Origin of the sequence: Microbacterium esteraromaticum, assembly GCF_017303215.1 — a bacterium.
Taxonomy (GTDB): Bacteria; Actinomycetota; Actinomycetes; order Actinomycetales; family Microbacteriaceae; genus Microbacterium; species Microbacterium esteraromaticum_C.
On record NZ_JAEMWU010000001.1, the window covers coordinates 1941449 to 1955051 of the forward strand.

Consider the following 13603-nt stretch of genomic DNA (forward strand, 5'->3'; position numbering starts at 1 on the left):
GACGTCATGACCGATATCGTCCAGCGCGGCCTGTACTTCGAGGAGTTCGAGGTGGGTGCGCGCTATCTGCACCGGCCGGGTCGCACAGCCACCGAGGCCGACAACGTGCTGTTCACGACGCTCACGATGAACAGCCAGGCGCTGCATCTCGATGCGGCGTTCGCGCAGGCGCAACAGCCGTTCGGGCAGCGACTGATGAACTCGATGTGGACGCTGTCGACGATGGTCGGCGCGTCGGTCGGACAGCTCACCCAGGGCACGCTGGTCGCACAGCTCGGCTTGGGCGACATCGCGTTCCCGCATCCGCTGTTCCACGGCGACACGCTGTACACCGAGAGTGTGATCGTCGACAAACGGCTCTCGTCGTCGCGCCCCGGGCAGGGGATCTGCACCGTGGCGCACACCGGACGCAACCAAGACGGCACGGTGGTCGCGACGGCGAGTCGCACGGTGTTGGTGCACTGCCGATCCGAGGGGGAGTAGATGTCACTCGATATGGGCCCTGCCCTGCTGTTCTGCCCGGCCGATCGCCCGGAGCGTTTCGCGGGTGCGTTGCAGAAGGCGGATGCCGTCATCCTCGACCTCGAAGATGCGGTGCTCCCCGCTGCCAAGGCGCAGGCGCGTGAGAACATCGCCGCCGCCGACCTTGACCCGGAGCGCGTGATCGTGCGGGTCAATGCTCCCGACACGGCGGACTTCGCGAAGGATCTCGACGTGCTCGCGCGTACGTCGTTCCGTCGCGTCATGGTCGCCAAGAGCGAGGACCCCGGGATGCTGGATGCCTTCCGCGCGGACCAGCAGATGATCGCACTGTGTGAGACGGCATTGGGCGTGCACCGCGCGGGCGAGATCGCGGCGCACGAACGCACGGTCGCGCTGATGTGGGGGGCCGAGGACCTCGTCGCCTCGTTGGGTGGCCTGTCCAGCCGGTTCGCCAACGGGCGCTACCGTGACGTGGCCCGCCAGGCGCGGGCGCAGGTGCTGCTGGCGGCCGGCGCGTACGGACGCACCGCGATCGACGCGGTTCATCTCGACATCGACGACGTGCAGGGACTCGCCGAAGAAGCGGCGGATGCCGTCGCCTCGGGCTTCAGCGCGACGGCCTGCATTCATCCGAAGCAGGTGGCTGTGATCCGTGAGGCCTACCGGCCGGACGCTGCCACGGTCGACTGGGCCCGTGCCGTGCTGGTCGCCGCAGAGGGGGAGCGTGGTGTGTTCCGGTTCGAGGGCCGCATGATCGATGAGCCGGTCTTGCGGCACGCGCGTGCCGTGGTCGAACGGGGCATGCGTATCGACGGATGACGTCGACTGCGGCCTGGTGTCAGGTGCGGCGCAGCATCATGCCGCGACTGATTCCAGCAGACGAAGGCTGCCGCGCTCGGCGACGAAGCGATGCACCGAGCCGTTGCGCAGCACGTCGCCCTCGCGGGGCAGCGTTCCGCCCGATGCGTGCAGCAGCAGCGCCCGCAGCACGCCGCCGTGGCTGACGACGACGATGGATTCGGCGCGCGGCGCCGAGCGGCGTCGGGCAGCGCGGGCGATCCGTTCGAGCGAGTTGAGTGCCCGATCGCGCACCTGGTTGAGTGTTTCGGCACCGGGTACGGTCGCCGTCCAGTCGCCCCAGCGCTGCAGGTACTCGTCGACGAGCAGCCCCTCGCCCTCGCCGAACTCGCGTTCGCGCATCCCGCGGGTGAGCACGGGCTCAGGCAGAGCGAGTTCGTCGGCGATGATCTGCGCGGTCTCGCGTGCCCGCATCAACGGGCTGGCGTAGACGGCGTCGTAACCGGATCCCGCGAGCACCGCCGCTGCGCGGCGGGCATCCGCGCGTCCGGTGTCGTTGAGGGGGATGTCGGTCGACCCCTGGATGCGTCGATCGAGATTCCAGTTGGTCTGGCCATGGCGCACGACAGTCAGCAGGGTCACGGCATGAGCCTACGCGAGCCGGCTCAGAGAGCGCCGAGCGCGCGGGCGATGCCGGTCAGCACAGGCGTGGTACCGCCGCTGACCACGGCATCGGCCCACCGGTCGGCTCGGGTCGGTTCGTGGTTGACGATGACCAGGGGCATTCCCCGCCGGCGCGCGCGCTCGATCACGCGGATGCCCGAGTTCACCGTCAGAGAGGTGCCCGCCACCAGGAGGGCATCCGAGCCGTGCACGAGTGCCTCAGAGAGTCGGAAGCGCCCGGTGGGGACGAACTCTCCGAAGTAGACCACCTCGGGTTTCAGCATCCCGCCGCAGACCGTGCACGGCGGAATCACGAAGCCGTCCGCGCTCTCGGGCGTCACGTCCCCGTCGGGGTTGAGCACGACGTTCTCCGGCACCGCGATCCACGGGTTGAGCTCGTCGATCTGCGCGCTGATGGCCCGCCGGTCGAAGACCTGTCCGCAGTCCAGGCACCGCACGCGATGCATCGTGCCGTGCAGTTCGACGACCCGCCGGCTGCCCGCACGCAGGTGCAGACCGTCGACGTTCTGTGTGATCACACCGGTGACGTCCCCGTTGTGCTCCAGAGCAGCGAGTGCGCGGTGCCCGCCGTTGGGATCGGGCGAGGCGAACCGGCGGTAGCCGAGGTGACCGCCCATCCAGTAGCGCCGGCGGGCCGCTTCATCAGACAGATACGTCTGGATGGTCATGGGCGACACGCGCGGCGGTGCCCCGGCGCCCCGATAAGCGGGAATGCCCGAGTCGGTCGAGATGCCCGCGCCGGTGAGCACGGCGGTTCGGCGGCCGCGTAGCAGGGCGGCGGCACGATCGATGGCGTCGGGATCCAGGGCTTGCGGTTCGATCGACGTCACGGGGGCAGTCTAGGACCCGCGACGAGGTGATGGGGCGGATGGGGAAGGTGGAAGAGTGGAGGGATGCGCTTGCTGCCCGTGACCGATGCACACGACCACGTGCTCGATGACTACCGTTCCCTCACCGATGCGGCTTTGCGGCGCGTGCAGGAGCCGGCGGGCGGGCTGTACATCGCCGAGTCCGCGAAGGTCATCGAACGCGCCCTGGCGGCGGGGCACGTACCGAGATCCGTGCTCACGCAGCAGCGCTGGTTGGATGACGTCGCAGCGCTTCTGGACGGACGCGATGTGCCGGTGTACGTGGTGTCGGATGCCGTGGCGCACGAGCTGACCGGCTTCGCCGTGCACCGGGGTGTCATGGCAGCGATGCGGCGTCCGGAACCTCCGGCGCTGACCACGGTGCTCGAGAACGCACGGCGGGTGCTCGTGCTCGAAGACATCGCCGACCCGACCAACATCGGTGCGGCGTTCCGCGCCGCGGCAGGACTGGGAGCGGATGCCGTGCTGGTCACGCCGCGGTGTGGCGACCCGCTCTACCGACGGAGCGTGCGGGTGAGCATGGGCACGGTGTTTCAGGTGCCCTGGACACGTATCGGGGAGTGGGCCGATGCCGCACACCAGCTGCACGCGCACGGCTTCGAGATCGCCGCTCTCGCGTTGCGCGATGATGCGGTGCCGCTGGATGACTACGCCGCCGCGCGTCCCGATCGGATCGCCCTGGTCATGGGCACCGAGGGCGAAGGACTCTCGGCGGACGCGCTCGCGGTGGCCGACCGTGTCGTCACGATCCCGATGGCCGGCGGCGTCGACTCGCTCAACGTCGCCTCGGCCGCAGCGGTCGCCGTATGGGCGATCACCCGCTGATCGCGGTCGCGGTCGCGGTCAATTCTGGCCCGTTTCCGAATCGTCGAGGTGGACATACGGCACGGCCTCCGGGCGCTTCGCCGTGACGTTGTCACCCGAGGACTGGTGGCGCAGACGCCGCAGCACCCAGGGCACGAGGTGTTCGCGGGCCCACCCGATGTCTTCGGCCCGCGCTTCGCGCCAGGTGCGCATCGGCAGCGGTTCGGGTTGCATAGCCTGCAGGTCATTGGGCACGTTGAGTGCCCGCAGCACCATGCGTGCCACCTCGTGGTGACCGAGCGCGTTCAAGTGCAGGCGGTCATCGTCGAAGAAGCGCATGTCCTGGATCGTCTTCAGCGCCCACTGGTCGGCGACGATGCAGTCGTGGCGTTCGGCGACGGCGCGCACGTTCTCGTTGTAGATCGCGACCTTGCCGCGGAACGGGCGGAACACCGGGGTGAAGCCCGTGTCGATGCCCGTGAAGAGCACGACGGCAGCACCGGTGGTCGACAGCCGGGTCACTGCGTCATCGAGCTGGGAGGCGATCTCGTCTGGATCGGTGCCCGGCCGGATCACGTCGTTGCCACCGGCGCAGATCGAGATGAGGTCGGGGCGCAGGGCGACAGCCGCGTCGATCTGGGTCTCTGCGATCTGGGCGATGAGCTTTCCGCGCACGGCCAGGTTCGCATAGGCGAAGTCATCCACGTCCTGGGAGAGCACCTCGGCGACGCGGTCGGCCCAGCCGCGATGCGTGCCGACGGCGACGGGATCCGGGTCTCCGATGCCCTCGGTGAACGAGTCGCCGACAGCGACGAAACGGCGCCACGGGTGGGGGCCTTCGTTGGCGACGTACGGGGTGCGCGATGAGTCGCGATCGGTCATCGTCTTCTCCTTGACAGCGGCGCCGCAGGGGTCTCCTGTGCGCGGTTAGAGAGCCTACCGCGCGTTGTCAGTGAGCTGGCCTATCGTAGTGAGGATGCTCTCTCCGTCCTTCCCTCAGCGCGCCCCGTGGGGAACCGCAGACAAGCTCAGGGCATGGCAGCGCGAGGCCCTCGACCGCTACTTCGCCGCCGATCAGCGCGACTTCCTCGTCGCCGCGACGCCCGGCGCCGGTAAGACGACGTTCGCGCTCACGCTGGCCGTTGAACTGCTGCGGATGGGCGAAGTCAACCGCGTGATCGTCGTCGCGCCCACCGAGCATCTCAAGACGCAGTGGGCGGATGCCGCGGCGCGCGTCAGCATCCGCCTCGATCCGCAGTTCAAGAACAGCCACTGGGCACCGTCGCGTCAGTATCACGGCGTGGTCGTCACCTACGCGCAGGTCGCTGCACGCTCGTCGGTGCACCGCCACCTCACCGAGGACGCGAAGACCCTCGTGGTCCTCGATGAGGTGCATCACGGCGGCGACGCGCTCAGCTGGGGCGACGCGATCCGCGACGCGTACGGCCCGGCCAAGCGCCGCCTGCTGCTGTCGGGAACGCCGTTCCGCAGCGACACGGCCCCGATCCCGTTCGTCGAGTACCACCCCGATGAGTCCGGTGCGCGTATCTCGACCACCGACTACGCGTACGGGTACGGCCGCGCGCTCGAAGATGGCGTCGTGCGTCCGGTGCTGTTCCACATGTACGCCGGCAAGATGCGCTGGCGCACCAGCGCCGGTGACGAGCTCGAAGCGCATCTGGGCCAGGACAACACCAAGGACGTCACCTCGCAGGCGTGGCGCACGGCGCTCGACCCCGAGGGTGAGTGGATGCCGGCGGTGCTGTCGGCCGCCGACCGCCGCCTGAGCGAGATCCGCCATCATGTGCCGGATGCCGGTGGGCTGGTGCTCGCGACCGACCAGACGGTCGCCCGTGCCTACGCGAAGATCCTGCACCGCATCACGGGCGAGCAGGCCACCGTCGTGCTCTCGGACGACGCCTCGGCGTCGGAGCGCATCGAGCAGTTCAGCGGCAACACCCGTCGCTGGATGGTGGCGGTGCGCATGGTGTCCGAGGGTGTGGACGTGCCGCGTCTGGCGGTGGGCGTGTACGCGACGTCGTCATCGACGCCGCTGTTCTTCGCTCAGGCGATCGGTCGATTCGTGCGCGCGCGGCGTCGCGGCGAGGCCGCCAGTGTGTTCCTGCCCAACGTTCCGGTGCTGATGACGCTCGCCAATGAGCTCGAAAAGCAGCGCGATCATGCGCTGGACCGTCAGACGAAGGACGACGACGGTCTTGAGGACTCGTTGCTGGAGAGCGCGAACCGTGAGGACGATGCCTCGGATGCCCTCACGCAAGAGTTCAGCTACCAGGCGATCTCGTCGCTGGCGCACTTCGACCGTGTGGTCTTCGACGGCAAGGAGTTCGGTCAGCTCGCCGAGCCGGGAACCCCCGAGGAGGAGGAGTTCATCGGCATCCCGGGCCTTCTCGAACCCGAGCACGTGCATGAGCTGCTGATGCAGCGCCAGGCGCGCCAGGGCCGCCTGCGCCAGGAACGAGAGGCGGCGGCGCCGCCGGAGGCGACGACGACCCTGCCGGCTCCGCTGCACCGCACGCTGCGCGAGCAGCGTCAGTTGCTCAACAGCTTGGTCGGTCTGTACGCGCGTCAGAGCGGAGAGGCACACGGACAGGTGCATGCCGAGCTGCGTCGGGTCTGCGGCGGGCCGGCGGTCGCGCAGGCCACGGTGACCCAGTTGCAGTCGCGCATCGACGTGCTGCGCAAGCGCGTGCGCTCCTGACCGCCCGGCCGTCACCGCGTCGCGCTTCGGCGCTCCGAAAACCTGTCAATCCTTGTCCTGGTGCGGCTCCAGCGCCCTCTGCTCGGTAGCGTGGAGCGTTCGCTCACGACACCGGAGGATGCATGACCACCCCCGTCCAACCCACCGCCGCTGACCGCAAGCGGTGGGCTCGGTACCTTGTCGAAGAACGTGCGGAAGGCGCGGTTTACACCCGCTTGGCGGCACGGCGCACGGGGGAGGAGCGTGAGATTCTGCTCGCCCTCGCCGAGGCGGAGCGCCGTCACGAGCAGCACTGGCTCGACCTGCTCGGCGGCGAGGAGCCGACGCGCCTTCCGCGCGCCGGAGTGCGCTCTCGCATGCTGGGCTGGATGGCGGGCCGGTTCGGGTCGATCTTCGTGCTCGCACTCGCGCAGAGCGCTGAGGCGCGATCGCCCTATGACGCCGAGCAGTACGCCACTCCGGCCATGCGCGCCGATGAGAAGGTGCACCACGAAGTGGTGCGGGGTCTGGCGGCACGGGGGAGGAGGCGTCTGTCGGGCTCATTCCGCGCCGCCGTGTTCGGTGCAAACGACGGACTGGTGTCGAACCTCGCCCTCGTACTGGGAATCGGCGCGACGGGCGTCAGCTCGTCGTTCGTCCTGTTCAGCGGAATCGCAGGGCTCCTCGCCGGAGCGCTGTCGATGGGCGCAGGGGAGTTCGTCTCGGTGCGCTCGCAGCGCGAACTGCTGGCGGCGACCGAGGCGAACGACGATGCAGATGCCAATGCGGGCGACCTGGACATCGATGCCAACGAGCTCGCGTTGGTCTACCGCGCACGTGGGGTCGACGAGGTCGAAGCCCTCGCACGCGCCCAGAAGGTCGTCGCCGCGGCACGTGTCGGTGTGCGGCGCACCTTCCCGACGCCCGTCGGCGCTGCCGCCCGGTACGACGCCGATGACGTGGTCGGCAGCGATTGGATGGCCGCGATCTCCAGCTTCCTGCTGTTCTCCTCGGGGGCGATCATCCCGGTGCTGCCGTGGATCTTCGGCCTCAGCGGCATGACGGCGATCCTTGTCGCGCTGGCGCTGGTCGGGATCGCCCTGCTGTCGACCGGCGCGATGGTCGGCATCCTCTCGGGCGGGCCACCCCTGTCACGCGCGCTACGACAGCTCGTGATCGGATTCGGAGCTGCGGCCATCACGTACGCGCTGGGACTGGCCTTCGGCGTCGGCGCGGTGTGAGCGCGGTGCGCCTGCACATACAAGAATGACCCCACCGTCGGCCACCTGGTCTTCGATGGGCCCAGGCCGCGGGCGACGAGGTCGGTGAAAGAACGGCTTTCATGGGCACGTCCTCTCGACCAAGGAAGCCGGCGGCGAAGTCCGAGGATGACAGCCCGCGCCCGCATATCGTAAAGGCATGTCTACGCTCCAGACACATGTGAAGTTCTGGCAGATTGCGCGAGTGGTTGTCGGCGCCGCAGTCCTTGTCGTGCTTGCGTACACATACTCGCTTGGGGCAGGCACCGCCGAGCGAAACCCTTTCAACTACTTCGGGTACTTCACCAACCTCACGGCGCTGCTGACGGCGTCGTTGCTTGTAGTTGCTGGCACGTTTGGTGCCACGCGCTGGGCGCGACACGACGGCATTGTGGTGGCGAGAGCAGTATCGACCACTTGCATGGTCATCGTTGGCGTGATCTACAACACGCTCGTTCCGGGAACCGGTTCTGCTCCCGCCTGGGTCAGCGTCACCTTGCATCTGGTACTTCCGGCCTTCATCGTTCTCGACTGGATCGCGGGCCCGGGGCGACGCACTCTTCCCTGGTCGCGAGTGTGGTGGGTGCTTCCGTATCCAATCGCGTGGGCAGCTGTCGTCCTCCTCCGCGGGGCGACCGATGGGTGGGTTCCATACGGCTTTCTCCTTCCTAGCCGAGGGTGGGTTTCGCTCGTCGTCCACGTAGCGGGACTTCTCGCGGCTCTCACTGCGGTGGGTGTGCTCGTCTGGTGGACGAGCCGTCTTCCGCAGGTCATCAGCGAAGAACAGCCCGGTCTCACACCTTCGTAAACAGAGTGACGGCGACAGGCAAGTCCCCGGCAGTGGCGTAGCGCCGTGTCGTCCGCGGTGATGGTTAGGCGCTGAGTTCGAGGATGGTGTCGGTCACCCCCTCGGCTGCGGTGCCCGGGACGAGCCGGAACCCCCATGAGCCCACGTTGCTCGTGCAGACAAAAACGACCCCGAACCGGTTTCCCGGTTCGGGGTCATTTCCTGCTGTGCGCGAGGGGGGACTTGAACCCCCACGCCCTTATCGGGCACTAGCACCTCAAGCTAGCGCGTCTACCTATTCCGCCACCCGCGCAGGTGTTGGTTTTTGTCGTTGCCGACCGAAGAATGACATTAGCACGATCCAGAGGTCGGTACGAACCCGCATGACGCCCGGGCGTGGCTGAGCGTCTTCGATACTCTGGTGCCATGCCCGACTCATCCGTTCCCGAGGTCGCCCAGATCGCGCGCGACCTGATCCGCATCGACACGTCCAACTACGGCGGCGGCAAGGCCAACGGAGAGAGGGAGGCCGCCGAGTACGTCGGCGCATTCCTGAAGAGCCTGGGCCTGGAGCCGGAGTACTACGAACCGATCCCGCGGCGCACCAATGTCATGGCCCGCGTTCCCGGTCGCAACCCGGGTCGGCCAGCGCTTGTCGTTCACGGCCACCTCGACGTCGTCCCGGCCGTCGCCGAGGACTGGACCGTCGATCCGTTCGCCGGCGAGATCCGTGACGGGATGCTGTGGGGCCGCGGCGCGGTCGACATGAAGAATATGGATGCCATGATCCTGGCGGCCGTCGCCGATCTGCTGCGTGCGGGGGAGCAGCCCGACCGCGACCTGATCCTGGTCTTCTTCGCCGACGAGGAGAACGGTGGCGTCGAGGGGTCGGCGCTGGTCGTTCAGGACAAGCCCGAGTGGTTCGCTGGCGCCACCGAGGCGATCAGCGAGGTAGGCGGATACTCGATCACGGTTGATGACCACCGCGCGTACCTGCTGCAGGTGGGCGAGAAAGCCCTCATGTGGCTCAGACTCGTCGCGAAGGGCCGCGCCGGGCACGGCAGTCGGTTCCACGAGGACAACGCCGTCACGCGCCTCTCAGAGGCCGTTGCAGCGATCGGGCGCACCCGGTGGCCCATCCGGCTCACTCCGACGACTCAGGCCCTTCTCGAAGGGCTCAGCGAACTCACCGGTCGCCCTGTTGACGACCCCGACGCCCTCGCCGCCGCCGCGGGTCCGGCCGAGGCATTCCTGCGGTCGACCTTCCGCACGACCGCGAACCCGACAGCGCTCAGCGCCGGCTATAAGCACAACGTCATCCCCGAGAGCGCCGAGGCACTGATCGACGTCCGGGTGATCCCCGGCACTGAGGACGACGTGCTCGCCGAACTTCAGCGCATCGTCGGTGAAGACATCGAGATCCAGACGGTCGTGCGCGATATCGGCATGGAGACGCCCTTCGCGGGCGAGTTCGTCGAGCACATGGTGGCCGCACTGGGCCGACATGACCCAGGTGTGCCCGTCATCCCGTACCTGCTCGGCGCCGGCACCGACAACAAAGCGCTGGCGGCTATCGGTATCACCGGCTACGGCTTCGCCCCACTGCAGCTGCCCGCCGATCTCGACTTCACCGGGATGTTCCACGGTGTCGATGAGCGCGTGCCCGTAGACTCGCTTGTCTTCGGCCAGCGCGTGCTGGCCGATCTGCTGCGCGTCTGCTGATCAGCATCCGCCGCTTCTCCCGCACCATCTGAAAGCACCGCATGAACCTGCTCGAAGCGCTCATTCTCGGCATCGTGCAGGGACTCACCGAGTTCCTGCCCATCTCGTCCAGCGCGCACCTGCGCATTGTGGGTACGTTCCTGCCCTCGGGTGAGGACCCCGGCGCAGCCTTCACCGCGATCACCCAGATCGGTACCGAAGCCGCCGTCGTGGTGTTCTTCTGGCGCGACATCGTGCGGATCATCGGCCAGTGGTTCCGATCGCTCGCCGGGCGCGTGCCGCGCAATGACCCCGACGCCCGGATGGGCTGGCTGATCATCATCGGAAGCCTGCCGATCGTCGCGCTCGGCTTGCTTTTCCAAGACAAGATCGAGACCGTCCTGCGATCGCTGTGGCTGGTCGCGATCATGCTGATCGCGTTCGGCATCCTGCTGGGCATCGCCGACTACGTCGGTGCGAAGAAGCGCAAGCTCAACCAGCTGACCTACCCGGACGGTGTCGCCTATGGATTCGCCCAGGCGCTCGCACTGGTGCCCGGCGTCTCACGCTCGGGCGGGACGATCACCATGGGTCTGTTCCTCGGCTACGAGCGCGCAGCCGCCGCGCGCTACGCGTTCCTGCTGGCGATCCCCGCCGTGTTCGGCAGCGGCTTCTACCAACTGTTCAAGCACTGGGGTGACCCGAACCAGCACTTCACGCTGGGCGAGACGTTCGCCGCGACCGGCATCGCCTTCGTCGTCGCCCTCGGCGTGATCGCGTTCTTCATGAACTGGATCTCCAAGCGCAGCTTCCTGCCGTTCGTGATCTACCGGGTACTGCTCGGCATCGCCATCATCGTGATGCTGTCGACGGGCGTGATCCCCGCGATGTGACAATCAGCGCTTGTCGGGGCCATCGCCCCGACGGCGCAGGTAGCGCTCGAACGCCTGGGCGATCGCATCCCCCGAGGCATCGGGGGAGTCCCAGGTGTCGCGCGTTCGCTCGAGCTGACGGATGTACTCGGCCATATCGTCGTCCTCGGCGGCAGCCGCGTCGATCGAGGCCTCCCAGGCGGCCGCCTCGGTGCGCAGATGCTCGCGCACGGGGCCGACGCCGGTGAGCTCCTCCAGGCGGTCGAGCAACGCGAGCGTCGCCTTCGGAGACGGCGCTGCGGATGCCACATAGTGCGGCACGCTCGCCCACAGGCTCGCCGTGGGGATCTCGGCGCGGGTGGCGAAATGATCGAGAACGCTGAGGATGCCCACCGGCCCCTCATAGGTGGACTTCTCCAGCCCATGCGCCTCGCGCACCCGTTCTTCCTGGCTGGTGGCGAACACCGAGATCGGTCGGGTGTGCGGCACATCCGACAGCATCGCCCCCAGGGTGACGAAACCGGTGATGTCGTCACGCAGGGCGACGTCGATGAACTCGTTCGCAAAGGCCTGCCAAGCACGGGCCGGTTCCGAACCGGTCAGCAGCCACAGCTCCGGACCCTCGGTCACGCTCGTCGGCCTCCACAGCGAGGCCTCGGGCCACACGAGCTCGCGCTGCCCGGTCGCGTCCATCCGCGTCGCGGGTCGGGTGTACTGGTAGTCGAAGTACAGTTCAGCGTCCACGGAGTGCACGCGCTGGTAGTCCGTGGACTCGCGCAGCGCCGAAATGGCACCGCTGGCTGCCTCGCCGGCGTCATTCCAGCCGTCGAACGCGGCGATGATGATACGAGAGCCGAGGGCGTCCACCGAGCTCCTCTCCGTCGGCTTTGGGTATCCCTCCAGGTTAGTGGGGGCCCGCGCGGAGCGGGCTCTGACACGGCTAGCATGGTTCGGTGAGTGATAAGCCCAGCGCAGTCCTGTGGGACATGGACGGAACCCTCGTCGACACCGAGCCCTACTGGATCGCCGTCGAGACCGAACTCGTCGAGTCGTACGGCGGCACGTGGACCCCTGAAGATGGGCTGCAGTTGGTCGGCAACGCCCTGATCGACAGCGCGAAGATCCTGCGCGCGGCCGGCGTCGACATGGAGCCGGAAGCGATTGTCCAGCTGCTCACCGACCGCGTCTCGGAGCGCCTGTGTGTTGAGGGTGTCCCGTTCCGCCCCGGCGCGCGCGAGCTGCTCGCCGACCTGCGCGCTGCGGGCATCCCGACCGCCCTGGTGACGATGTCACTGCGCCGCATGGCACTCGACGTGGTGAGCCTGATCGATTTCCCGGCCTTCGACGTCGTCGTCGCCGGTGACGACGTGGAGCGCCCCAAGCCGCACCCGGATCCCTACCTCACCGCCGCGACTCAGCTGGGCGTCGACATCGCCGACGCCGTCGTCATCGAGGACTCACCGACCGGGCTGGCCGCGGGACTGGCATCCGGCGCGACGACGCTCGGGGTTCCGCACATCGTCGCTCTCGACGACCTCGGCGCGCACGAGCTCTGGCCGACACTGGACGGACGCACCGCCGCCGACATCTCGGATCTGCGCACGCGCGTTGGAGCGGGGGTGGCACGATGACCGCCGCACGCCCCAGCGGCCCCTTCCGCGAGGGGGATCGCGTTCAGCTCACCGGCCCGAAGGGGCGGATGCACACGATCACCCTGCGCGCCGATGGCGAGCTGCACACGCATCACGGTGTGCTGTTCCACCGCGACCTGATCGGGCAGCCCGACGGTTCCGTCGTCACCAACAGTTCCGGCCACGACTACCTGGCGCTGCGGCCGCTGCTGCGCGACTTCGCCCTGTCGATGCCGCGCGGTGCCGCGATCGTGTACCCGAAGGACTCGGCGCAGATCGTCATGCAGGCTGACATCTTCCCCGGTGCCGTCGTCGTCGAGGCGGGCGTGGGGTCCGGAGCGCTTTCGCTCGCGCTTCTGCGCGCGATCGGGCACGACGGTGCGCTGACCTCGTTCGAGCGCCGCGAGGACTTCGCCGAGGTAGCGAAGGCGAACGTCGAGACCTTCTTCGGTGAGACGCCCGACACGTGGGACGTCGTCGTCGGCGACCTCGCAGAGGAGCTCCCCACCCGCTTCGAACCCGGCACCGTCGATCGTGTCGTACTCGACATGCTCGCGCCCTGGGACTGCATGGATGCCGTGGCGGATGCCCTCACGCCGGGCGGCGTCGTGATCTGCTACATCGCGACCGCCACGCAGCTCTCGCGAGTGGCCGAGTACATCCGCGGTACCGGGCTGTTCACGGAACCCGATGCGTCCGAGACGATGGTGCGCGGCTGGCATGTCGAGGGTCTCGCGGTCCGCCCGGACCACCGGATGGTCGCGCACACCGGCTTCCTGCTCACGGCCCGCCGCCTCGCACCGGGTGCGGTCCCGCCCGAAGTGCGTCGCCGTGCCTCGAAGTCCAGCTACGGGGATGAGGACGTCGAGCTGTGGACGCCGGGGGCTGTCGGCGACCGGGAGATCACCGACAAGAACCTGCGCAAGCGCGTACGCGAGGCGCAGAAGGCAGCCGCCGGCGCCAGGATCGCCGCCTCGTCGCGCGAGGTACCGCCCGCTTCGGAATAGACTGGGGCGC

At 68.2% G+C, this 13603-nt stretch carries 14 protein-coding genes and 1 tRNA gene; 10 read left to right on the plus strand and 5 right to left on the minus strand.

The annotated features are described in order from the left end of the window. Window positions 1-6 precede the first annotated feature (6 nt). Complete coding sequence (locus tag JF543_RS08915) at window positions 7-483, plus strand: MaoC family dehydratase (protein WP_206823783.1); 477 nt, start codon at window positions 7-9, stop codon at window positions 481-483. Next, window positions 484-1302, plus strand: coding sequence for an HpcH/HpaI aldolase/citrate lyase family protein (locus tag JF543_RS08920; RefSeq protein WP_206823784.1), 819 nt, complete (start codon window positions 484-486; stop codon window positions 1300-1302). Between the two features lie 36 nt (window positions 1303-1338). On the opposite strand, the gene JF543_RS08925 is transcribed toward JF543_RS08920, so the two are convergent. Further along, window positions 1339-1923 carry a histidine phosphatase family protein gene (locus JF543_RS08925; protein ID WP_206823786.1) on the minus strand — a complete coding sequence of 195 codons (585 nt, stop codon included), beginning with the start codon at window positions 1921-1923 and terminating at the stop codon, window positions 1339-1341. A gap of 23 nt (window positions 1924-1946) precedes the next feature. After that, window positions 1947-2795 (minus strand): Sir2 family NAD-dependent protein deacetylase, encoded by an 849-nt coding sequence (locus JF543_RS08930; RefSeq protein WP_206823788.1) that lies wholly within the window; start codon window positions 2793-2795, stop codon window positions 1947-1949. A 63-nt stretch (window positions 2796-2858) separates the two neighbouring features. Between JF543_RS08930 and JF543_RS08935 the strand changes: the two genes are divergently transcribed. Then, a complete protein-coding gene (locus JF543_RS08935; RefSeq protein WP_206823789.1) occupies window positions 2859-3659 on the plus strand; it encodes a TrmH family RNA methyltransferase in 801 nt (266 codons plus the stop codon). An 18-nt stretch (window positions 3660-3677) separates the two neighbouring features. Here JF543_RS08935 and JF543_RS08940 read toward each other — a convergent pair whose 3' ends face one another. Next, window positions 3678-4520 (minus strand): SGNH/GDSL hydrolase family protein, encoded by an 843-nt coding sequence (locus tag JF543_RS08940; protein WP_179410867.1) that lies wholly within the window; start codon window positions 4518-4520, stop codon window positions 3678-3680. Between the two features lie 94 nt (window positions 4521-4614). Here JF543_RS08940 and JF543_RS08945 point away from each other — a divergent pair, with 94 nt between their 5' ends. The 3 genes from JF543_RS08945 to JF543_RS08955 all read left to right on the plus strand — a co-directional run bounded on the left by JF543_RS08945 (window position 4615) and on the right by JF543_RS08955 (window position 8403). Beyond that, a complete protein-coding gene (locus JF543_RS08945; RefSeq protein ID WP_179410866.1) occupies window positions 4615-6357 on the plus strand; it encodes a DEAD/DEAH box helicase in 1743 nt (580 codons plus the stop codon). A gap of 122 nt (window positions 6358-6479) precedes the next feature. After that, window positions 6480-7577: a VIT1/CCC1 transporter family protein gene (locus JF543_RS08950; protein ID WP_206820545.1), complete on the plus strand. Its 1098-nt coding sequence runs from the start codon at window positions 6480-6482 to the stop codon at window positions 7575-7577. Between the two features lie 178 nt (window positions 7578-7755). Further along, the gene (locus tag JF543_RS08955) at window positions 7756-8403 is read left to right on the plus strand and encodes a Pr6Pr family membrane protein (RefSeq protein ID WP_206823790.1); all 648 of its coding nucleotides are present in this window, start codon (window positions 7756-7758) and stop codon (window positions 8401-8403) included. A 207-nt stretch (window positions 8404-8610) separates the two neighbouring features. Here JF543_RS08955 and JF543_RS08960 read toward each other — a convergent pair. Further along, window positions 8611-8695: transfer RNA gene (locus tag JF543_RS08960), tRNA-Leu, on the minus strand. Window positions 8696-8808: 113 nt separating this feature from the next. On the opposite strand from JF543_RS08960, the gene JF543_RS08965 reads away from it, so the two are divergent. Further along, complete coding sequence (locus tag JF543_RS08965; protein WP_206823791.1) at window positions 8809-10104, plus strand: M20/M25/M40 family metallo-hydrolase; 1296 nt, start codon at window positions 8809-8811, stop codon at window positions 10102-10104. A 41-nt stretch (window positions 10105-10145) separates the two neighbouring features. Then, window positions 10146-10976: an undecaprenyl-diphosphate phosphatase gene (locus tag JF543_RS08970; RefSeq protein ID WP_179410862.1), complete on the plus strand. Its 831-nt coding sequence runs from the start codon at window positions 10146-10148 to the stop codon at window positions 10974-10976. A gap of 3 nt (window positions 10977-10979) precedes the next feature. On the opposite strand, the gene JF543_RS08975 is transcribed toward JF543_RS08970, so the two are convergent. Further along, complete coding sequence (locus JF543_RS08975; protein WP_179410861.1) at window positions 10980-11822, minus strand: PAC2 family protein; 843 nt, start codon at window positions 11820-11822, stop codon at window positions 10980-10982. An 86-nt stretch (window positions 11823-11908) separates the two neighbouring features. Here JF543_RS08975 and JF543_RS08980 point away from each other — a divergent pair, with 86 nt between their 5' ends. Beyond that, window positions 11909-12586: an HAD family hydrolase gene (locus JF543_RS08980; RefSeq protein WP_347401128.1), complete on the plus strand. Its 678-nt coding sequence runs from the start codon at window positions 11909-11911 to the stop codon at window positions 12584-12586. Further along, the gene (locus JF543_RS08985) at window positions 12583-13593 is read left to right on the plus strand and encodes a tRNA (adenine-N1)-methyltransferase (protein WP_179410860.1); all 1011 of its coding nucleotides are present in this window, start codon (window positions 12583-12585) and stop codon (window positions 13591-13593) included. The genes JF543_RS08980 and JF543_RS08985 overlap by 4 nt, the downstream gene beginning before the upstream one ends. The last annotated feature ends 10 nt before the right edge of the window (window positions 13594-13603 follow it).